The following is a 21,224-nucleotide window of genomic DNA, read 5'->3' on the forward strand; positions in this document are numbered from 1 at the left end:
GGTAAAATTCTTTATATTCTGCTTTATTTAATGACTTTCCTCTAATACCTGTAGCCTTTAACAAATAAATTTTTTAAAAGAGAATTTTATGTTAAAACGGTTAAAATATTTTAAGTAACAATACACATGACAGAACTTTATCACTGGTTTGATTTAATAGGCATTGCGGTGTTTGCTGTATCGGGCACTTTATTAGCGTACGAGAAAAAAATGGATGGCTTTGGAGTCGTAGTTTTAGCTACGGTAACCGCAATTGGTGGTGGTACAGTACGAGACCTAATTTTAGACGCTCCTGTGTTTTGGTTACACGATCAAAGTTACTTTTTAGCCATACTCGCTTCAGTATTTGTTACAACACGCCTTATAAATAAGCAAAAGCCGATACCTCATTATATTTTACAAACAGCGGATGCGTTTGGCTTAGCTTTTTTTGCCGTAATGGGGGCGCAAAAAGCGCAACTTGCTGGTATGCCTGATATGACAGCGGTAATAATGGGTGTAATTACAGGCTGCTTTGGTGGATTAATTCGAGATGTACTTGCCCGTGAAATCCCTATGTTATTAAAAGGTGAGCTTTACGCTATTACCTGCATAGCGGGAGGCACTGTTTATACACTTAGTATTGGTATTTCGTTAGCAACCGAAGTGGCAATGATATTAGGTATGTTAATGACCTTATTACTTCGTTTAGCTGCAATAAAGTGGCAAATCACATTACACGTTTTTAAATATCCTGACTAAACTGGTGTAATCACACCATTTACTAGGATAAGGAATGTCTTTAGCTCGTATATTTTCTCGTGCCCAAGTGGGTATAAGCGCCCCTGAAGTTATTGTAGAAGTTCACCTAGGAAATGGTTTACCCGCTTTTCATATTGTAGGCCTGCCCGAAGCGTCAGTTAAAGAGTCGAAAGATAGAGTGCGTAGTGCGCTCGAAAACTCTCAATTTGGCTTCCCCGATCAACGAATAACCGTAAATTTAGCCCCTGCTGATTTGCCAAAAGATGGCGGGCGGTTTGATCTTGCAATTGCTGTGGGTATTTTAGTCGCCTCTGGACAGATAGTGTGTCCTGATATTCATAAATACGAGTTTTATGGTGAGCTTGCACTTAATGGTGAGGTGCGTGGTGTGAATGCTATTTTACCTTCGGTACTTGCTGCAAAAGAGCAAGATCGCTGCTGCTTTTTACCCTTTGCAAATGACAGTCTAGCAAGCCTAGTTAATGGCGTTAAACGCAAAGCCGTCAGTTCTATTCAAGAAGTGTGGGGGGACTTACTTAATCAACAACCCTTGCCATTAAATATAGAGTACCCCGACTGTACGCAAGCCCCTGACTTTTTGCTCGATTTAAGCGATGTGAAAGGTCAGCCTGGCGCAAAGCGAGTATTAGAAATCGCCGCAGCTGGCGGGCATAATTTACTTTTTTTAGGCCCCCCAGGCACTGGTAAATCAATGTTGGCCCAGCGAATGGCAACTATAATGCCTACTATGTCGGACGATGAAGCTATTTCGACTGCTGCGCTTTACTCTATTATTGGGCAATCTATAGATTTAACTAATTGGCGACAGCGGCCATTTCGTAACCCGCATCATACGTGCTCAGCGGTTGCTTTGGTTGGTGGCTCATCAAACCCTAAACCGGGTGAAATTTCATTGGCACATAATGGAGTGCTTTTCTTAGACGAATTACCAGAGTTTGAGCGTAAGGTGCTTGATTCACTGCGTGAGCCGATGGAGACTGGTACGGTTACTATTTCACGTGCAGCTAGGCAAATGGAGTTCCCAGCGCAGTTTCAGCTTATAACCGCATTAAACCCAAGTCCAACAGGGAGCCATACTGATAAGCGAGCAACTCCCGATCAAGTTATGCGTTATTTATCGCGCGTGTCGGGGCCTTTTATTGACCGTATTGATTTACAAATAGAGCTTCCTCGGTTAACGAGTGTTGAATTGCAAAGCACTCAGCAGGAGGAAAGTAGCGCTGAGGTTAGAGTAAGAGTTGAAGCGGCTTATTACTTACAGTTAAAACGCCAAGGTAAGGTTAATGCGAGGCTTAATAATAAAGAAATGAGTGTGCACTGCGTATTAGCGCCTGCAGAGTTGCAGTTCTTAGCCAGAGCAAGCGAGAAGCTGTCTTTATCGCCACGTTCTTATCATCGAGTGATAAAAGTGGCGCGTACTATTAGTGATTTAAAAGGCGCTGAAAATATTAGTTTAAATGAGCTTAAAGAGGCACTTAATTACCGTGCTTTTGAGCGCCTTATTGCGCAATTGACTAAGTATTAAATAGAAAGCATATAACCTTTACCGCGTACGGTAACAATGCGTTTCTGATCTTTTTCGTCATTTAACTTTTTACGTAAACGACCAATAAGTACATCAACAGTGCGATCATTTGGGCTCCAATCTGGCTGGCCTATTTCTTCTGATATTTTTTCGCGGGAAGTTGCTTTACCTGCATTACTAATTAAACAAATCAGCACTTTATGCTCGGCTTCAGTTAAGCGTGATTCAACGCCCGCAGCAGTAATTAATGTGCGGTTATCGGGATGAAGCTTAAAGTCAGCATACTCTATAAACTCTTCGCTTTCGTCGTCTTCTAGGTTAACGGCAACACGCTTATAGAGTGCGCGCATGCGTAGCTCCAACTCAAGTAAATCGACGGGCTTACAAATATAGTCGTCAGCACCTTGAGCAAGACCAGCAATGCGATCGGCTTGGGAGTCACGACTCGATAATACAATAACGCCAATATCGGTCAGTGTGTTTAATTCTTTTGCGAGCTGAAGACCATCGCGCTTAGGTAAAACAATGTCAATTATGGCTAATGATATAGCACCGCGCAGGTTTACTCGCTGCTTTACAATGCTAAGTGCATCAGCGCCAGTGGGGTCGATCTCTATTGTAAATTCGGTATCTGCAAAGTGATTTTGGATGCGTTTAACGAGTAATTCATCGTCTTCAACCAATAAAACATTAATAGCCATAGTACTTTATTTTGAATGCTTATAGCCTTATATGGTAGCACCATTAGGTAAATGCTGAGAAGGGTGTTTAGTAGTTTTAGGTAACTTAATATTTCAAAAGAGAGAAAGGCGTTATGAGAGGATGAGATTAGCACCTTTAAACTAATTCAAAGGTGCTAAATAATTAATACTGCTATTAATAAATCTGTATTAAGTCGTTATTTTTAAGGTCCAGGCTCAGTCATTTTTATACATGGAGTCCCACCATTGAGGCTCGTCTTTTAGTTTTTTATCAAAATATGCGAGCATGGTGTTCCACCAATTAAATCGTTTATCGCGTGCAAAAATTTGGTGGTCGGCGCCTTTGTATTCTATTAACTCTACGTCTTTATTAAGCAGTTTAAGCGCAGTGTACATTGTTAAGCTCTCGCCAACAGGTACATTGGTATCGCTATCACCATGAAGAAGTAGCATAGGTGTTGTTACTTTGTCGGCATGAAATACAGGACTATGTTGGCTGTACAGCTCAGAGTTGTTCCACGGGAAGCTATTTTTTGATGCTTCGCCAGAATATAAGTAACCCCACCAACCTTCACCCCAATACGAGGTAATATTAGAAATACCCGCATGAGCTATTGAAGCACTAAATATATCGGTTTTAGTTGTTAATAACATGGTCATGAAGCCACCGTACGATGCCCCTAAATTCCCTATTTTTTTACTATCAACATAGTTGTATTTATTTAAAAAGGCTTGTGTGCCTTCGATAATATCGTCTGCGGTGTAGTCGCCCCAGGCATTAACATGCTGCGCTGAAAACTTTTGTCCAAACCCTGTTGCGCCAGTAGGTTGCACAACATAAACAACGTAGCCATTTTCTGCCCATAAGTTAAACGGGTAACGACCTGTAAAACCACGCGTAACTGGTGAAGTACCGCCGTAATAATACACGAGCGCCGGGTGCTTTTTGGTTTTATCTAAATTGCTCGGAATGTAAACACGGCCAGTTATTTCAACACCATGTTTATTTTTAAAATTAAACTCTTCTAATGTAGGGAGTCGTGTATTTGCATAGCTACTTGGTTTTGAATCCCATATTAAATCTGTTTTATTTTTACTTACGTTCAGGCGCTTTAGTTGTTGTGGCGCTAAAGCGTTAGTGCCACTTAGTAAAATTTCGGTATTACGGTCGTGCGAGTAACTAAATTTTTCAACAATATCCAATCCCGTATTTAATTTTTTAAAGCGCTGTTTACTTAAATCAAATAGATAAAGTGGTTGAGTGTCTTGCTCTGTTACTTTAATAAGTGCGTCGCCATTTTCTAAAACGTGCAGTTGGCCAATCGCGGGGTCGAACTGTTTACTGAGTGCTTTTACGTTTTTACCGTCTTCAGTAAGTAGGTAAAGTTGCCCGTCGTAGTTATTAGCGAGCATAGCTTTTGGTAATGCTCTGCCTGCGCCATTTTTAAAGTCGGGGCCTGCAACTACATAAATATCTTTATTTGTGTATTTGGCTAAATTAAACGTTTTGAATTTACCAAGCGATGAAAGCTTGCTCGATTTTAAATCGAGTTCAACTAACTCTGTTTCTGGGTGGGTTGATGCCTGCATTGCCATTACTGGGCGGCTCATTAATATTTTGCCACGGTTACTATTTGAATCTTCAAGGCTGTAAGAAAGAGGACCTTGGCTAAGTGCTTTTGTTAAACCACTTTTAGTATCAAGCATATAAATTTGGCTGATGGAACGTGCATACGACCAGCGATCTTGCAGACCTTTATAATGCTTAGTTAAGCTATCAGTACTCTCAGGTGATTTAGACCAGCTAAATAAAAGGCTACTGTCGTTATAAAAGGTAAAGCCATTGGCTCCTTCTAAATCGTTTGCTAATATTTTTATTGATAAATTTTTACGATTTAGTTGTTTTAATTCACCGTTGAGCAAATACACCAAAAACTGATTATCAGGGCTCCAGATTATGTTACTTGGTTGACCTGCTTCAAATCGATATAGCGTGTGGTCGTCTGCATCTTTAAGTACAGTAACGGTATTTGCTTGGTTTTGTGTTTTATCGCTATAAGTGCGCGTGGTAGTAACGTACTGCTTGGCATTAGGTGCGAGTGATAATTGGCTAATTGTAGGGGCGTCAAACAGTTGTTTTGCAGATAAACGTTTTGTTTGTGAAGTGCTAAGCGTAATTTTATCAACCTCGCTTTTAGGTGCAAAATCAAGCGTTACGTCGCGCCAATTAGCTACTTGCTGAGCTACTATTAAAATAGTGTGAGTACTGTTATTCAAAGCTAGCTTATAGCTATTTTTATCGCCAGTTTGTAGTTCACCATTAATAAATAACTGACCTTGCTCGAGCCCTTTTAAGGTAAGCGTACCTTGTGTGAAGCGGGTTGTTTCAATATTAAATTTTAGTGCTTGTAACCCACCTAGAGTAAGTGCGTTAATTTTATTAAATGGTTGCCAATTTTGTTTTTTCCCAAATACAGAAAAGCTCTCTGAGTCTGCTTGTAATTGCGGTAATAGGTTGTTAATAATGGTCTCACCGTGAGGTGTTTGAAAAGGCTTTAACTGCATGTCTTCGGCAAGTGGGCCGATAAACTGAATTTTTGATTTATCCAATGGTGCAGCTATTGCAGCAAAGCTTAAGCTGCTAAGCGTTAAAAGAGCAGCTGCGTACTTAAATAGCTTATTTTGATGACACCATGGTGCGCTAAATTTCATTATTATGCCTATTATTATTGGAAGTTTGGCCAAATATAGCATGTATTGTTACCATGCTCACATATCCAATATAGAGGAGAGAAAGTGACTTTACTGATAGTTTATATGGTAGTGGCGATTGTTATTTCGTTTTTATGTTCTGTGATGGAGGCTGTGCTATTAAGTATTTCGCCCAGTTATGTTGCATCACTTAGAAAAGAGCACCCTGAGCTGGCTAAACAGCTCGAAAAGCTTAAAAACAATATAGATCAGCCTTTAGCTGCTATTTTAACTTTAAATACGGTTGCCCATACTGCGGGTGCTGCAGGGGTTGGCGCACAAGCGGCTGTCGTGTTTTCCGATGCGGCTGTAGGTATTGCATCAGCTATTATGACATTCCTCGTATTAATCCTTTCTGAAATTATTCCTAAAACCTTGGGGGCTAATTACTGGCGAGCTCTAACGCCAAGTGTTACTTACGCTTTGCGGTTTTTAGTTATATCGCTAAAGCCTTTTGTATGGTTTGCACAAAAGCTCACTAATCTGATGAGGCCAGAGCACAACGAAGCGTATTACATCCGTCAAGAAATAGAGGCTATGGCTGATATAGGCACTGAATCAGGGGCGCTTCATCAAGATGAGTCTGAAATAATTCGTAACCTATTGCACTTTAGACATGCAAAGTTATGCGATTTAATGACACCTCGTACGGTCATTTTTAAAGTTCATAAAGATTTGACGGTTAATCAGTATTTAAACGATCACGGCTCGTCATCATTTTCTCGTATATTGGTATTTGATAAAGACAGCGACGATATTGTAGGGTTTGTGCATAAAAACGATATTATGCTGGCATTTCACCGTTTAGGTACTGATTACAAAATTAGCAAATTGATTAAGCCCATTTATACGGTGCCAACCTCTCAGAATGTATCGTCGTTACTGCAAACTCTTTTAACAAAGCGCACGCATATATGTTTAGTTGTTGATGAGTACGGTGACGTGCAAGGTATTGTAACGCTAGAGGATATGATTGAAGCTTTAATGGGGCTAGAGATTGTAGATGAGCGTGACCAATCAACTAATATGCGAGCAGTAGCTAAGCAACGTTGGCACAAACGCTTAGCAAGTAGTGCGCATATAGTCAGTGAAGAAGATAAGCACACTCAGGGTGATAATTAGCTAACAGGCCCCGAGTAAATATTAGTACCGCTTTAAGCGGGGCTGCCATCAGTTCTTAGCCAATTTTTAGCCCAATCTATAAATTCATTTTTGGGTTTAGGAGAGCTATATAGAAAGCCTTGTATGGTTAAGTCTTTTTTATAGTGTTTTAGATAGGCAAGCTCTTCTGGTCGTTCAACACCCTCGGCTACTAAATCTAAATGCTCTTTGTTCGTGATATTAACCAATGAACTAACAATAACCTGAGAAAATAAGTCAGTTTCTATATTACTAATGAGGGAGCGATCTATTTTAATTTCAGTAAAGGGTAGGTTTCTGAGTTGGTTTATATTAGTAAAACCAACACCAAAGTCGTCAAGCGACACTCCAAAACCATGCATTCTTAATCTGTTTAATGTTTCAAGCTGTGCGAGGCTTGAGAGTGCATGCTGTTCTGTTATTTCAATAATAATGTTACTAGGAGTGAGTTGATTAAGCTCTAAAATTAGCAGTAATTTATTTGGACAATTTAGATCATCAAGTTGGATAGGTGATAAGTTAAATGCCATTTTAAAATCGTGACCGAGCTGTGCTTTTATATTTGAAAATTCGCTGGTGGCCTTTTCAAAAAGAGAGAATGTAATTTGATTAATTAAATTGTACTGCTCAGCAAGGCTAATAAAGCGATTTGGTAAAATAATGCTACCATCCTTACTTGATACAATCCGCGCCAGTATTTCAACACTCTCTATTTTATTATTAATCGCATTAACTTTAGGTTGATAAAAGGGTGTTACCTCATCATTTTTTAATGCCTTAATAAGTTCACTTTTTGAGATCAGGCTCTCTCTTAATAAAGTGTGACAATTTAATTTTGCTACTTTGGTTAGTAATTTTCTCATTTGGGATAGTTGAACAGGTTTTGGTATATTACCAATCAGGTGTGCGTTGTGTTGTTTTGCCAGATCAGCTGCTAGGCTAATTACTTTATGGTCCATTTCAGACACAATAATTATTCCGCCTTGATAATTTAATGCTCCGAGATGTCGTATTAATTCCATTCCATCCATTTCAGGCATATTGAGATCGGTGAAAACAGCGTCAAAGCGGTTTATGTCATTGGCTACTTTTTCGAGTGCCTCGGCAGCACTTAAGCAGGTAACAACCTTTTCAGACATATCTAATTCACTGAGTATGGCTTCCATAATTATCAAAATTGCCTTTGAATCATCAACGACTAAAATATTTGGTACCATTTTCTTCATTGTTATCCCTTTCAAAATAAGGCGTATTATTACTATAAAAGTAGTAGTATTTTTTGCGTTTGTCAGTTTTAAATAATTTTATTTAAAAAGTTACTAACTACCGTTACTCGTGTTTTTTAGCCGATTCGGTATACTAACGCCATTGTTTTAAACGGTTTTAATTATGATAAGAATAGATCTTACTTTAGCTGAACAGCCTTTTTCATTTATGGTTTCAGGGCAAAAGATTGTACAAGTTTTTCATGCTCAACAAGCCATTACCTTTGATAATCCTCGTGAAAACTATTATCAATTTACTTACGACAACAAAGTAATAGGTATTGATACAGAGGCAGTGGAAGAGCAAAGCATTTCGCTATTTGTAGATGAGCAATTTGCAACACAACTTGCGTTACCTGCCCCGGTAAATGCAGCACCTAAAAAAGGCTTTTTAGGATTAGCAGCATTAGGTTTTAAGCTTTTTAAAAGTGCCAAGGTAATTAAAGTAGTGCTTGCAGGGGCTTCTGTTGCAGGCTATGCGTGGTTATTTAGTATCGAATTTGCACTAATGCTAATTGGTTGTTTAGTCGTACATGAGTACGGACATGTGCGCGCAATGAAATACTTTGGCATAAAAACCAAGGGCATTTACCTAATCCCATTTGTGGGTGGACTCGCTGTTAGTGACGATAAAATAACAACGCGTTGGCAAGATGTAGTTATATCACTAATGGGGCCTGCATTTGGTTTAATTACTTCTGTATTGGGCGTGGTTTTATATTATGCCACAGAGATGGAAATATTTGCCGGTGTGGCAGTGCTTAGTGCGTTATTAAATTTATTTAACTTGTTACCTATTTTGCCGCTTGATGGTGGGCATGTATTAAAAAGTATCAGTTTTTCAATGCGTTCATGGATTGGTTTGAGCGTATGTTTACTCGGGGTACTATTTGGCTTATGGCTGAGTTACACATTTGGTTTGATGTTACTGGTATTCTTTTTGTTTGTCGGTGCGCTGGAGATTGTATTTGAATGGCGAGGCCGTCACTATTCACATTTGATGCCGCTAGATAAATATGGCCAAGGCTTTTCAGCTGTTATGTATGCAGTTGTAGTGGCTGGGCATGTAGCTGTAATGATGCATTTTGCGGATTCAGAGAACCCCATATTAAGCCTACCGATGACTATTTTATCGAGTTGATAATCTACGATTAAAGAAATATCTCAGTAAGCTGTATACGTAGGCAATACAAAAGGGTACCTATTGTCTACGTATAATTAAGCACTATCTTTAAACGGCTTTGTACTTCTTCAACGAGTAAGTCTGGCTGAAACTTAGATAAGAATGCATTACACCCTACTTTTTCTACCATAGCTTCGTTAAAACTACCGCTTAAAGATGTGTTAAGAACAACATAAAGATTTTTAAGCCTGCTATCATTACGTATTTCATGGGTTAAGCGATAGCCATCCATTGAAGGCATTTCAGCATCTGTAATTACCATTAATAGCTCTTTTTCAACATCTTGCCCCTCATCAGCCCAGCTTCTAAGCATGTTCAGGGCTTCTAGACCATTACTGGCAGGGATGATTTCAATTCCTAGCTGCGAAAGTGTATCGCTTACTTGTTTACGTGCAGTGGGTGAGTCATCGGCGTGAAGTATTTTACGTCCTGCAAACTCATTGACGATACCTTGATCAAGTACTCCCTCTGAAATATCTACTTCATATTCAACTATTTCGGCAAGCACTTTTTCTACATCAATAATTTCAACGAGCTGTTCTTGGCCATCGCGCTTTATTTTAGTAAGGGCTGTTAAGTAATGATTTTTACCAACAGAGCTAGGCGGAGGCATAATATCTGACCATGTCATATTGACGATTTGATCAACTTTGCCAATTAAAAAGCCTTGTACGCTTCTATTGTATTCAGTAATAACTAAGTTACAGTCTTCGGCGTATTTTACTGCGGACATAGAAATAGCCTGCCGTAAATCGATTACAGGTATAGATTCACCTCTAATATTCACAACTCCGGTTATTTTGGAATGAGAATGGGGAATTTTGCTTAAATGTGGCAATTTTACCACTTCCTTTATTTTAAACACATTGAGTGCAAATAAATGCCGGCTATGTAAATAAAAAAGTAACAACTCTAAGCGGTTTTCACCAACCAACTGAGTACGTTGATCAACCGAAGCTAAAACACCAACCATAATGAACTTATCTAATCTAATTATTTTATAACTATAGTCTACTATTTTTTAACTTCATAGCTCAGTTATTATTTTTCGATTACAGCTAGTTGTTGCTATGGTGGTATAATTTGCAGTACCGTACTACAGAGTAATTTTACTAATCTATTAGCAATAACTATGCATCATATTTTTAAACGTTTTATCGTGTTATTACGCAGTCATATAGAGCAAGTGAGTTGGCAATCTGTTGCGATTGTTACCTTTATGCATATTATTATTACGTGGTGCTTATTAGTGATCGCAAATGAAAAAGCCTTGATACCCCCAAGTACTTTTTTTTACTATTACGTAATAACAACATCAACGGTAGGTTATGGTGATTTTAGCCCAACGACAGAACTTGGCCGTTGGGTGGTAGCATTAGTACAGATCCCATTTGGTTTAGCTTTATTTGGTGTCCTGCTTGGAAAAACAGGGCAAACAGTTACTTATTTAATTAGGCGCGCTATGACTGGTGATAAAAGTTTTGCACACAGTATTAACCATATTATTATTTTTGGTTGGCACGACACTCGTACAAAAAAGATGATTGATTACATTTTGGCTGACAGGAAGCGAACTGACCGCCGTATTTTACTCGCGGTAACAGAGCAAATGGATCACCCTTTTTTAACTAACGAACATGTTGATTTTGCACATCTAACCAGTTTTACAAATTTATCCGAACTTGAGCGTGTTGCAATAAGTCGTGCCGATAAAGTCATTATTGATGGGCAAGATGACGATCAAACATTTACTACTGCACTGCGTATAAGCCGTTTAGTTAAAGATGATTGCCATATCAGTGCTCATTTCTTAGATGAGACAAAAATAGATATGCTGTTAGAGCATTGTCAAAATGTAGAGTGTAGCAGTGCTAAATCGGCAGAAATACTTGTACGTTCAATGCAAGATCCAGGTTCTAGCCGTGTACAAGAGGAGCTGCTTTCTACACTCCATGGTGATACGCAATTTAGTTTGGCAATACCTAAAGACTGTAAAGATATGAAATTTGGCACTTTGTTTCATCATTTTAAGCTTGAACATGATGCAATATTATTAGGCGTTGCACACAATTTGAGTGCGCAAAATATGGATTTAAACCCACCGCTTGATTACAAAGTAAGTGAAGGTGATATTTTGCACTACATATCTGTAGAGCGAGTATTAAGTAGTGAAGTTGATTGGACAAGTTTGGAACGATAGTTAGCGTACCCAAGGCGATGAAAAAGGCTCTTTTATCAGTGTCGTGACTTTTTGTGACACAGGTTACTTCTTTGCTTTGGATTGCGCCTAAAGACCGAAAGAATAAAGCTAAGTGCTAACCATCTTCACTATTTGCAGCCAGTCATGTTCTGTGACTGGCATAACAGATAATCGCCCTGCTTTTTTTAGTGCTAACTCAGTAATTGAATCATTCGCTTTTATATCTTTAAGACTCACCAATTTTTTTAGATGGCTTTGATAGGTTACTTCAACGACAACCCAACGAGGATTTTCGCTGGTGGCTTTAGCATCGTAATAATCACTACTTAAATCAAATTGAGTGGGATCTGGGTAGGCTTCTTTTGTAACTATAGCAATACCCGCTACACCCACTTGTTTACAGCTTGAATGATAAATCATCACCAAGTCGCCAATTTTAACGCCATCACGCATAAAGTTCCGCGCTTGGTAATTACGTACGCCTTCCCAAAGCGTGGTTTGTTTTGGAGCGTTTTTTAAATCATCTAATGAAAACGCATCGGGTTCAGTTTTAAAAAGCCAGTAAGCCATAACAGTATTCCTAACATATATTTACTTCCCACTATTGTATAGTATCATTTGAATATCAGGGTAATGAGGAAGAAATGATGAGCCAAGTATTAGATGATTTATTGTCGTTGTTAACACTTGAAGAAATTGAGCAAGGTTTATATCGAGGGCAAAGCCAAGATTTAGGCTTTGGTGCTGTGTTTGGCGGTCAAGTTATGGGGCAGGCGCTTTCTGCTGCTAAAGAAACTCTACCTGAAGGGCGAATAGTTCATTCATTACATTCTTACTTTTTACGCCCAGGCGATCCGGCTAAACCCATTGTTTATGATGTTGAAACTATTCGAGATGGGAAGAGTTTTAGTACACGCCGAGTAAAAGCGATTCAGTACGGTAAGCCTATTTTTTACATGACTGCGTCGTTTCAGGGTGAAGAAAATGGTTTGTCGCATCAAGCGACGATGCCTGATGTTCCCGCACCTGAAGAACTACGTTCATCGCTTGAGTTTTACCAAGATAACGCTTCACACATTCCTGAAGTCATCCGTAATAAGTTTACCCGTGAGATGCCAATTGAAATGCGACCTGTGACATTTCATAACCCGTTTAAGCCAGAAGTTATGGAGCCAGTAAAACATATTTGGTTTAAAGCCAATGGTGAAATGCCGGACGATCAGCGTATCCATAATTACTTATTAGCGTATGCGTCTGATTTTGAGTTTTTACCAACTGCATTACAACCTCATGGTGTATCGTTTATGCAGCCAAATATGCAAGTAGCTACTATTGATCATGCAATGTGGTTTCATCGCCCATTTAGAATGGATGATTGGATTTTGTATTCAATTGATAGCCCAAGTGCGAGCAATGGTTGTGGTTTAGTACGCGGGCAGTTTTTTGATCGCCAAGGCAACTTGGTTGCCTCAACAATGCAAGAAGGGGTTATGCGCCAGCGCTAACCCCTTCTGTAAATGCATTGCTAGTTACACTGGTCTTGTACTATATCGCTGATTGACTGCCAGACGCGTGCTGGCAGTAATGTTTTAAGGTGTGCGTAGGTTTCACATAGTTGTGTGCTACCTACTAAGCCCTCTTCACCTTCTGTTATTAATGACTCTCCACGTAAGTTATCGATAAAGCTAACAAGTACTTTTTTGTCAAAAAACTCAGGTGTTTTAATGCCATGCAGTGTGCCTAAACGTTGCGCGAGCACTTGGCTTTCTCTTTCAAGTTCTGCTTTTTCAATGCCATCACTTGTTTGAATAAAACCAATTACAATAGCGTATCGTTGCAGAGTGAAGCTAAGTGCTCGTCCAAGCATTTCAAGCTTAGCTAGGCAGTCATTACTGTTCGTTATATGAATGTTATCGCCATCAAACTCAATTAAATTTTGATCAGCAAAGTTAGCTAAAATTCGTGTTATATAGTTTTCATCAAGAGGCTGTAAGTACCATTCTTTAGCAAATAGCGGATAAAATGTTTTTACAAGTTGCTGGCATTGAGTAATCGTAGTGCTGTGTTGTTTAAATAGGTGCAGTGCAATTAAACTTGGTACTGCGAATAAGTGCAAAATATTGTTTCTATAGTAATTAAATAAGACTTTTTCTTTATCACTAATTGTGATTATTTCACCAAATTCATCACTAATAACTTCAAACTTATTAAGCTTTAATGCATGTGTTAGTAATTGCTCTGGTGTTTCGTCAGGCGCTGTTACTTTATCGCTATAACTGGCATCGCGTTGTAAGCGCAGGTAAAAATCAAGTTGTGCTAAAAGTTTTGGCTTACTCAATGCTTGTTTATCGTTAACGAGTAAAATCATCGCCAATAAGTTAACAGCATTAAGTGCTGCTGCATTATTAATTTTAATCATGACTTGATCAGCAAGTTGAGTTACTTGTGTGCCTAACCATTGTGGCTTTTGTACATCGGTAGGATGTATTGAATCACGCCAATCGGGTTGGTTGTCGTTTAAATATTGATTAATTGAAATTGGATCACCAAAGTTTAGATAACCACGACCATAGTTTTTAAGGTTTTTAATCGCCTTAAAAATACCGAAAATAGATTCTCCTTTTTTATCTTTACCATCCAGCTCTTTAAGGTAAGTGTTTATTTCCATTACATGCTCGTAGCCAATGTACACCGGCACGATAGATATCGGACGGTCTATTCCGCGAAGCATCGCTTGTAAGGTCATTGAAAGCATACCTGTTTTAGGCGGAAGTAAGCGCCCAGTTCGGCTTCGACCGCCCTCCGTGTAAAACTTAACAGAGTAACCTTTAATAAACAGTTGGCTTAAATACTCTTTGAAGATGGCAGAATAAAGCTTATTACCTGCAAATGAGCGACGAATAAAAAATGCCCCCGAGCGTCTAAATATCCCGCCGGCAGGGAAAAAGTTAAGATTAATACCTGCAGCTATATGTGGCGGTACTAAACCTAAATGATATATTGAGTAAGTAAGGAGCAAGTAGTCCATATGACTGCGATGACAAGGCATGTAGATTATTTCATGGCCTTTATTAGTCAATTCATGAAGTTGTTCTGTGTGTTTAATATTAATACCGTTATAAAGCTTATTCCACAACCACGTTAAAAATCGCTCAGCTACACGTATCATTGCTTCAGAATAATTAGCGGCTATTTCGTCAAGTAACTTGAGTGCATTTTGACGAGCTTCAGTTTGGCTAATATTTTTAGCTTTAGCTTCATCTAGGATTGCTTTTTTAATTGTAGGGGACGCTAATAAAGAATTAAATAATTGTTCACGAGATGGCATTTTTGGGCCAGTAGCTGCGAGCTTTTGACGTTTAAAGTGAACGCGAGCGACACGCAGTAATTTGTGTGGTAACTCACTTACATCGGCTTTCTCGTTTACCAAAAGCGATAAGTCGAGAGGTTGACTAAAGCGAATAAAGTTATCACGTCCTGAAAACAACACGACAAAAAACTTTCTAAACCAACTAGGTGTTACCGAGTGTGTAATTAATGTGCGTAAACCTGGTTTTTCTTTACCCGGATCGCGGCCCCATAAAATTGTAACAGGTACAACTTGTACGTTCTGTTGACCACTATTAATTAAGTGTTCAATAATTTGCTTACCTTGAGCTAAAGCATTTGTTGGTTTAGCTTTGTCGCCAAATAATGGTGGTGGATTTTTGATTCCAATAAAACGATCTAAATGCTGAGAGCCTAATACTTGCTCTTCAATTGGGCTTGGCAAACCATGTTTTTTACATACATGTGTGAGTGCCGCTAAATCAAATCGTGAATTTAAACGCACTATATAAAATGTAGGGTATTCTGGGTTTAGATCATACTGCTCAATGGGGTTCTCTGGCAGCACTTTACTTCGTACTAGTAAGCGGCTAAATCCAGCAGACAAAACATTTAAACAATAATTAAAAATACGCATCGACTCACCATATTGAGAGTATTAAAGGCAAAATTAGCGCAATAGGATACCATAATATCTAAAAATCCTTTAGTTTGCGCTATTGAGTAGTTAACTTATTAATTGACTAATAGTAGAGGTGTTAGTTCAAGTATAGCCAGTGAGTATGTACGGGCGCTTATTTAATCAAATTAGTGGTCATTGTATTGTTTCTAAATAGTTGTTGCATTTATCACCAATACATCTATAATACGCAGGCTTTCAAAATTCCCTAGGGAACTAGAAAGGATAAATTAAGCTTGGATTTCAAGCTAATAAACAGGAGTTCCGATTTGGAACTCAACGTAGATATAATCAAACAGCCGACATCTTAAGTTTTAAGATTGTTTCGGTCGTTTTTTTATGCTCTTTTAAATGCTCTTTATATTGAGGTTAAGAATGTCAAATCAACGCATTCGTATTCGCCTAAAAGCTTTTGACCACCGTTTGATTGACCAATCAACGGCAGAAATCGTGGAAACTGCGAAACGCACTGGCGCACAAGTACGTGGTCCAATCCCACTACCTACACGCTTTGAACGTTTTACTGTACTAACTTCACCGCACGTTAATAAAGATGCGCGTGATCAGTACGAGATCCGCACCCATAAACGTCTGATAGACATCGTAGAACCAACTGACAAGACTGTAGACGCGCTTATGCGTTTAGATCTTGCTGCTGGTGTTGATGTTCAAATCAGCCTGGGTTAATCGAAAGATTAGAGAGGTTTTAGGAAAATGGCATTAGGTCTAGTCGGTCGTAAAGTGGGTATGACACGAATCTTCACTGAAGATGGTGTATCTATCCCTGTGACAGTTATTGAAGCGACACCTAACCGCATTGCTCAGATCAAATCTGACGCAACAGACGGTTATAACGCGCTTCAAGTAACCGCAGGCACTAAAAAAGCAAGTCGTGTAAACAAAGCTAAAGCGGGTCATTTCGCTAAAGCTGGTGTTGAAGCGGGTCGCGGTCTGTGGGAATTCCGCCTTAACGGTGGTGAAGGCGATTTTGAAGTAGGCGCAGAGCTTACTGTTGAATTATTCAACGAAATCAACAAGGTTGACGTAACCGGTACTTCTAAAGGTAAAGGTTTCCAAGGTGGTGTTAAGCGCTGGAATTTCAGCATGCAAGACGCTACACATGGTAACTCTCTATCTCACCGTGCTCCTGGTTCAATCGGTCAAAACCAATCACCTGGTAAGGTGTTTAAAGGTAAGAAAATGGCCGGTCATATGGGTGCTGAGCGTGTAACGACTCAAAACTTAGAACTAGTTCGCGTTGACGCTGAGCGTAATTTGCTTTTAGTTAAGGGTGCAGTACCTGGAGCTATTGGCGGTGACGTTATCGTTAAACCAGCTGTTAAAGCATAAGTCCTGGAGATTTAGTGATGGAATTAGCAATTAAAGACGCTTCTGGCGGTCTTGAAGTTTCTGAAGCTACTTTTGGACGTGAGTTTAACGAAGCATTAGTACACCAAGTAGTTGTTGCATACGCAGCAGGTGCTCGTCAAGGTACTCGTGCTCAGAAGACACGTTCTGAAGTAAGCGGTGGTGGTAAAAAACCATGGGCTCAAAAAGGTACTGGCCGTGCACGTGCCGGTACAATCCGTAGCCCAATTTGGCGTTCAGGTGGCGTTAGCTTTGCAGCTAAACCACAAGACCACAGCCAAAAAGTAAACCGTAAAATGTACCGTGGTGCGATTAAAAGCATCTTATCTGAATTAGTTCGTCAAGAGCGTTTAATCGTTGTTGAAAGTTTTGCTCTAGCAGCACCAAAAACTAAAGAACTAGTTGCTAAGCTTAAAGAACTTGAGCTTAAAGATGTTCTTATCGTGACTGAAGAAGTAGATGAAAATCTTTTCTTATCGGCACGTAACCTTTATAAGGTTGACACGCGTGATGTAGCTGGTATCGATCCTGTAAGCTTAATTGCTTTCGATAAGGTACTTATTACAGCCGCTGCTGTTAAGCAACTTGAGGAGGCGCTAGCATGATTCGCGAAGAACGTCTTTTAAAAGTGATCCTTGCTCCACATATCTCTGAAAAAAGCACTATTGCTGCTGAAGAAAACAACACTATTGTTTTCAAAGTAGTAAATGACGCAACTAAAGCTGAAATTAAAGTAGCAGTTGAGAAGCTTTTTGAAGTAGAAGTAACTGGTGTTCGCACACTTAACGTTAAGGGTAAAACAAAACGTACTGGCGCACGTTTCGGTCGTCGTAGCGACTGGAAGAAAGCTTACGTTACTCTTAAAGAAGGCAGCGAGCTAGACTTTGTCGGCGGCGCCGAGTAATAAGGGGATAGAATTATGGCACTTCAAAAGTGTAAGCCTACTTCTGCGGGCCGTCGTCACCTAGTTAAAGTGGTTAACCCAGATCTACATAAGGGTAAGCCATACGCACCACTTTTAGAGAAAAACTCTAAATCAGGTGGTCGTAATAACAATGGTCGTATTACGGTTCGTCATATCGGTGGTGGTCATAAACAACATTACCGTTTAATCGATTTTAAACGTACTAAAGATGGCATTCCAGCCACTGTTGAGCGTTTAGAATACGATCCAAATCGTAGCGCAAACATCGCTCTTGTATTATATGCAGACGGTGAGCGTCGTTACATTATCGCACCAAAAGGCTTAAAAGCTGGCGATGCAATCCAGTCTGGTGTTGATGCACCAATCAAACCTGGTAATGCATTACCAATGCGTAATATGCCTGTAGGTTCGACTGTTCACAACGTAGAATTAAAACCAGGTAAAGGTGCTCAAATCGCACGTTCTGCTGGTGCATACGTTCAAATCCTTGCTCGTGATGGTCAGTATGTAACATTACGTCTTCGTTCAGGCGAAGTTCGTAAAGTTGAATCTGATTGTCGTGCGACTCTAGGTGAAGTAGGCAATGCTGAGCATATGCTTCGTTCACTTGGTAAAGCAGGTGCAAATCGCTGGCGTGGTATTCGTCCGACAGTTCGTGGTGTTGCCATGAACCCGGTAGATCACCCACACGGTGGTGGTGAAGGTCGTACATCTGGTGGTCGTCATCCTGTGTCTCCATGGGGTAAGCCGACTAAAGGTGCGAAGACGCGTAAGAACAAGCGTACGGATAAATTTATAGTACGTCGTCGTACTAAGTAATATTGAGGAATAGCCATGCCACGCTCTCTCAAGAAGGGTCCTTTTATAGACCTACACTTGCTGAAGAAGGTAGAGAAAGCTTTGGAAAGCGGTGAGAAAAAGCCAATTAAAACTTGGAGCCGTCGTTCAATGATCATACCTAACATGATCGGATTGACCATTGCTGTCCATAATGGTCGCCAGCACGTACCAGTTTTCGTTTCTGACGAAATGATCGGTCACAAACTAGGTGAATTTGCACCAACTCGCACTTACCGTGGCCATGCTGCGGATAAGAAAGCGAAGAAACGATAAGAGGGGAAGATAAATGCAAGCATTAGCTAAACATAAATTCGCCTCTGGTTCGGCGCAAAAAGCACGTCTAGTTGCAGATCAGATCCGCGGGTTACCTGTCGATCGCGCACTAGAAATCCTGGCGTACAGCCCTAAGAAAGCCGCTGTATTAGTTAAGAAAGTACTTGAGTCTGCTATTGCTAACGCAGAGCATAACGAAGGTGCTGACATTGATGAGCTTCGCATAACAACGATCTTTGTGGACGATGGTCCTACAATGAAGCGTATTATGCCTCGTGCTAAAGGACGCGCAGACCGCATCCTTAAGCGTACAAGCCATATCACTGTTATGGTTTCAGATAGCTAGGAGTATAAGTAATGGGACAAAAAGTTCATCCTACTGGTATTCGCCTAGGTATATCTAAACCTTGGGTTTCTACCTGGTACGCGAGTTCAAAAGATTTCTCTGCACAGCTTTTTGGCGATCACAAAGTTCGTACATTCCTTACTAAGGAATTGAAAACGGCTTCTGTGTCTAAAATCGTTATTGAGCGTCCAGCAAAATCAATCCGTGTAACAATCCATACGGCTCGTCCGGGTGTTGTTATCGGTAAAAAAGGCGAAGACGTAGAAAAATTACGTCAAGCGGTAACTAAAATCGCTGGTGTACCTGCTCAGATTAATATCTCTGAAGTACGTAAACCAGAACTAGATGCACAACTAGTAGCAGACGGCATTGCCTCTCAACTAGAGCGTCGTGTTATGTTCCGTCGCGCTATGAAGCGTTCGGTACAAAATGCAATGCGTATCGGTTCTAAAGGGATTAAAGTTGAAGTTAGCGGTCGTCTTGGCGGCGCTGAAATCGCACGTTCAGAATGGTATCGTGAAGGTCGTGTACCTCTACATACTCTTCGTGCTGATATCGATTACGCAACTTCTGAAGCCTTAACCACTTATGGTATCATTGGTGTTAAAGTTTGGATCTTCAAAGGCGAAGTTATTGGTGGTTTACCACTAGTACAAGAGCAAGAGAAGCCAGCTAAACGCGCACCAAAGAAAGCCAAGAAAAGTGCTAAGTAGAGGTAGCGAGTAATGTTACAGCCAAAACGTACAAAATTCCGTAAAATGCACAAAGGCCGCAACCGCGGTTTAGCGCAAAACGGTAACAAAGTAAGCTTCGGTACTTTCGGATTGAAAGCAACTGGCCGTGGCCGTATGACTGCTCGTCAAATCGAAGCAGCTCGTCGTGCTATGACGCGTCACGTGAAACGTCAAGGTAAAATCTGGATTCGTGTCTTCCCTGACAAACCGATTACAGAAAAACCTCTTGAAGTTCGTATGGGTAAAGGTAAAGGTTCTGTTGAATATTGGGTTGCTGAAATTCAGCCTGGTAAAGTACTTTACGAAATGGAAGGTGTTTCAGAAGAGCTTGCTCGTGAAGCGTTTGACCTTGCTGCTCGTAAACTGCCATTCAAAACAACTTTCGTAACTCGGACGGTAATGTGATGAAAGCTAGCGAACTAAAAGACAAAAGCGTAGAAGAGCTTAATGCTGAACTTCTAGGACTACTTCGTGAGCAATTTAATATGCGCATGCAAGCTAGCACTGGTCAGTTGGCTCAGACACACACGCTAAGAACAGTACGCCGCGATATCGCGCGTGTAAAAACAGTTATTAACCAGAAGGCAGGTCAATAATGAGCGATAAAATTCGTACTCTTCAAGGCCGTGTAATCAGCGACAAGATGGAAAAATCTTTCACTATCGCTATCGCACGTTATGTGAAGCACCCAATCTATGGGAAATTCATTAAACGTACGACTAAGTTACACGTACATGACGAAAATAACACAGCAAAAGCGGGTGACGTAGTTACTATCCGTGAATGCGCACCAATTTCTAAGAATAAATCTTGGACTTTAGTAGACGTTATTTCTAGTCCAAAACTAGCTTAATTTTTTAATTAAATTAGTTTTGTAAAAAAGCCCCGGCATTAGCTGGGGCTTTTTGTGTTTAAGGCACTGTCAATTTTAAAAGTCATAATTCCAACTGGCATAAATCTTTGAGCAATTTAACGAGTTAAATTACGACTATAACGTCGTTAAAATTTTTATTTAGAACAACTAGATAAAATTTTTGCCTAGTTCTAGCTTAATTTTCTTAATGTTAAATAGACCCCATATATAAGTAGATTGGTATAATCTGGGTCGAATAATTACGAAATCTGAAACTAAAAGAGTGTCGCGAATCGTAAAGCATTGAGTTGTTCGCATCATATAAACCACGTCACGGATAGATATTAAATGT

23 protein-coding genes are annotated in these 21,224 nt (G+C 39.9%); 17 read left to right on the forward strand and 6 right to left on the reverse strand.

Features of this window, described 5'->3' with window-relative positions; all coding sequences use genetic code 11:
• Window positions 1-126 precede the first annotated feature (126 nt).
• Both P20495_RS14115 and P20495_RS14110 read left to right on the forward strand, forming a co-directional pair.
• A complete protein-coding gene (locus P20495_RS14115) occupies window positions 127-741 on the forward strand; it encodes a trimeric intracellular cation channel family protein (protein WP_007376180.1) in 615 nt (204 codons plus the stop codon).
• A 34-nt stretch (window positions 742-775) separates the two neighbouring features.
• Window positions 776-2,287, forward strand: coding sequence for a YifB family Mg chelatase-like AAA ATPase (locus tag P20495_RS14110; protein ID WP_008134965.1), 1,512 nt, complete (start codon window positions 776-778; stop codon window positions 2,285-2,287).
• Here the strand turns inward: P20495_RS14110 and P20495_RS14105 are convergent.
• Window positions 2,284-2,988, reverse strand: coding sequence for a response regulator transcription factor (locus P20495_RS14105; RefSeq protein WP_007376182.1), 705 nt, complete (start codon window positions 2,986-2,988; stop codon window positions 2,284-2,286). The genes P20495_RS14110 and P20495_RS14105 overlap by 4 nt on opposite strands.
• Before the next feature lie 216 nt (window positions 2,989-3,204).
• On the reverse strand, window positions 3,205-5,700 hold the full coding sequence (locus P20495_RS14100) for a S9 family peptidase (protein WP_008134967.1): 2,496 nt from the start codon (window positions 5,698-5,700) through the stop codon (window positions 3,205-3,207).
• A gap of 84 nt (window positions 5,701-5,784) precedes the next feature.
• Between P20495_RS14100 and P20495_RS14095 the strand changes: the two genes are divergently transcribed.
• Window positions 5,785-6,861 carry a hemolysin family protein gene (locus P20495_RS14095; RefSeq protein WP_008134969.1) on the forward strand — a complete coding sequence of 359 codons (1,077 nt, stop codon included), beginning with the start codon at window positions 5,785-5,787 and terminating at the stop codon, window positions 6,859-6,861.
• Window positions 6,862-6,893: 32 nt separating this feature from the next.
• Here the strand turns inward: P20495_RS14095 and P20495_RS14090 are convergent, their stop codons facing one another.
• A complete protein-coding gene (locus P20495_RS14090; protein WP_008134971.1) occupies window positions 6,894-8,105 on the reverse strand; it encodes an EAL domain-containing protein in 1,212 nt (403 codons plus the stop codon).
• A gap of 163 nt (window positions 8,106-8,268) precedes the next feature.
• Between P20495_RS14090 and P20495_RS14085 the strand changes: the two genes are divergently transcribed.
• Window positions 8,269-9,285 carry a metalloprotease gene (locus tag P20495_RS14085; protein ID WP_007376186.1) on the forward strand — a complete coding sequence of 339 codons (1,017 nt, stop codon included), beginning with the start codon at window positions 8,269-8,271 and terminating at the stop codon, window positions 9,283-9,285.
• A 67-nt stretch (window positions 9,286-9,352) separates the two neighbouring features.
• On the opposite strand, the gene P20495_RS14080 is transcribed toward P20495_RS14085, so the two are convergent.
• Window positions 9,353-10,300 (reverse strand): chemotaxis protein CheV, encoded by a 948-nt coding sequence (locus P20495_RS14080; protein ID WP_008134973.1) that lies wholly within the window; start codon window positions 10,298-10,300, stop codon window positions 9,353-9,355.
• A 159-nt stretch (window positions 10,301-10,459) separates the two neighbouring features.
• On the opposite strand from P20495_RS14080, the gene P20495_RS14075 reads away from it, so the two are divergent.
• A complete protein-coding gene (locus P20495_RS14075) occupies window positions 10,460-11,527 on the forward strand; it encodes a potassium channel family protein (protein ID WP_008134974.1) in 1,068 nt (355 codons plus the stop codon).
• Between the two features lie 108 nt (window positions 11,528-11,635).
• Here P20495_RS14075 and P20495_RS14070 read toward each other — a convergent pair whose 3' ends face one another.
• The gene (locus P20495_RS14070) at window positions 11,636-12,097 is read right to left on the reverse strand and encodes an EVE domain-containing protein (protein WP_007376189.1); all 462 of its coding nucleotides are present in this window, start codon (window positions 12,095-12,097) and stop codon (window positions 11,636-11,638) included.
• A 77-nt stretch (window positions 12,098-12,174) separates the two neighbouring features.
• Here P20495_RS14070 and tesB point away from each other — a divergent pair, with 77 nt between their 5' ends.
• Window positions 12,175-13,032, forward strand: a complete 858-nt coding sequence (tesB, locus tag P20495_RS14065) for an acyl-CoA thioesterase II (RefSeq protein ID WP_002957902.1) — start codon at window positions 12,175-12,177, stop codon at window positions 13,030-13,032.
• Between the two features lie 20 nt (window positions 13,033-13,052).
• Here the strand turns inward: tesB and plsB are convergent, their stop codons facing one another.
• Window positions 13,053-15,491 (reverse strand): glycerol-3-phosphate 1-O-acyltransferase PlsB, encoded by a 2,439-nt coding sequence (plsB, locus tag P20495_RS14060; RefSeq protein WP_007376190.1) that lies wholly within the window; start codon window positions 15,489-15,491, stop codon window positions 13,053-13,055.
• A gap of 417 nt (window positions 15,492-15,908) precedes the next feature.
• Here plsB and rpsJ point away from each other — a divergent pair, with 417 nt between their 5' ends.
• From rpsJ to rpsQ, 11 genes are read left to right on the forward strand one after another with little or no spacing between them, the layout of a single operon-like run.
• Complete coding sequence (gene rpsJ / locus P20495_RS14055; RefSeq protein ID WP_002957900.1) at window positions 15,909-16,220, forward strand: 30S ribosomal protein S10; 312 nt, start codon at window positions 15,909-15,911, stop codon at window positions 16,218-16,220.
• 27 nt (window positions 16,221-16,247) lie between these two features.
• Window positions 16,248-16,883: a 50S ribosomal protein L3 gene (gene rplC / locus P20495_RS14050; RefSeq protein WP_002957898.1), complete on the forward strand. Its 636-nt coding sequence runs from the start codon at window positions 16,248-16,250 to the stop codon at window positions 16,881-16,883.
• 17 nt (window positions 16,884-16,900) lie between these two features.
• Window positions 16,901-17,506: a 50S ribosomal protein L4 gene (gene rplD / locus P20495_RS14045; protein ID WP_002957897.1), complete on the forward strand. Its 606-nt coding sequence runs from the start codon at window positions 16,901-16,903 to the stop codon at window positions 17,504-17,506.
• A complete protein-coding gene (gene rplW / locus P20495_RS14040; protein ID WP_002957896.1) occupies window positions 17,503-17,805 on the forward strand; it encodes a 50S ribosomal protein L23 in 303 nt (100 codons plus the stop codon). Before rplD ends, rplW begins: the two co-directional genes overlap by 4 nt.
• Before the next feature lie 15 nt (window positions 17,806-17,820).
• Entirely contained in the window at window positions 17,821-18,645 is an 825-nt protein-coding gene (rplB, locus tag P20495_RS14035) for a 50S ribosomal protein L2 (RefSeq protein WP_007376192.1), read from the forward strand.
• 15 nt (window positions 18,646-18,660) lie between these two features.
• Window positions 18,661-18,939 carry a 30S ribosomal protein S19 gene (gene rpsS, locus P20495_RS20350; RefSeq protein WP_004588689.1) on the forward strand — a complete coding sequence of 93 codons (279 nt, stop codon included), beginning with the start codon at window positions 18,661-18,663 and terminating at the stop codon, window positions 18,937-18,939.
• A gap of 13 nt (window positions 18,940-18,952) precedes the next feature.
• Entirely contained in the window at window positions 18,953-19,285 is a 333-nt protein-coding gene (gene rplV, locus P20495_RS14030; RefSeq protein WP_002957892.1) for a 50S ribosomal protein L22, read from the forward strand.
• A gap of 11 nt (window positions 19,286-19,296) precedes the next feature.
• Window positions 19,297-19,998, forward strand: a complete 702-nt coding sequence (gene rpsC / locus P20495_RS14025; RefSeq protein ID WP_002957891.1) for a 30S ribosomal protein S3 — start codon at window positions 19,297-19,299, stop codon at window positions 19,996-19,998.
• A 12-nt stretch (window positions 19,999-20,010) separates the two neighbouring features.
• A complete protein-coding gene (gene rplP / locus P20495_RS14020) occupies window positions 20,011-20,424 on the forward strand; it encodes a 50S ribosomal protein L16 (protein WP_002957890.1) in 414 nt (137 codons plus the stop codon).
• Window positions 20,424-20,615: a 50S ribosomal protein L29 gene (gene rpmC, locus P20495_RS14015; protein ID WP_002957889.1), complete on the forward strand. Its 192-nt coding sequence runs from the start codon at window positions 20,424-20,426 to the stop codon at window positions 20,613-20,615. Before rplP ends, rpmC begins: the two co-directional genes overlap by 1 nt.
• Entirely contained in the window at window positions 20,615-20,872 is a 258-nt protein-coding gene (rpsQ, locus tag P20495_RS14010) for a 30S ribosomal protein S17 (protein WP_007376193.1), read from the forward strand. The genes rpmC and rpsQ overlap by 1 nt, the downstream gene beginning before the upstream one ends.
• Window positions 20,873-21,224: the final 352 nt, after the last annotated feature.

Source organism: Pseudoalteromonas sp. BSi20495 (assembly GCF_000241185.1).
GTDB lineage: Bacteria > Pseudomonadota > Gammaproteobacteria > Enterobacterales > Alteromonadaceae > Pseudoalteromonas > Pseudoalteromonas fuliginea.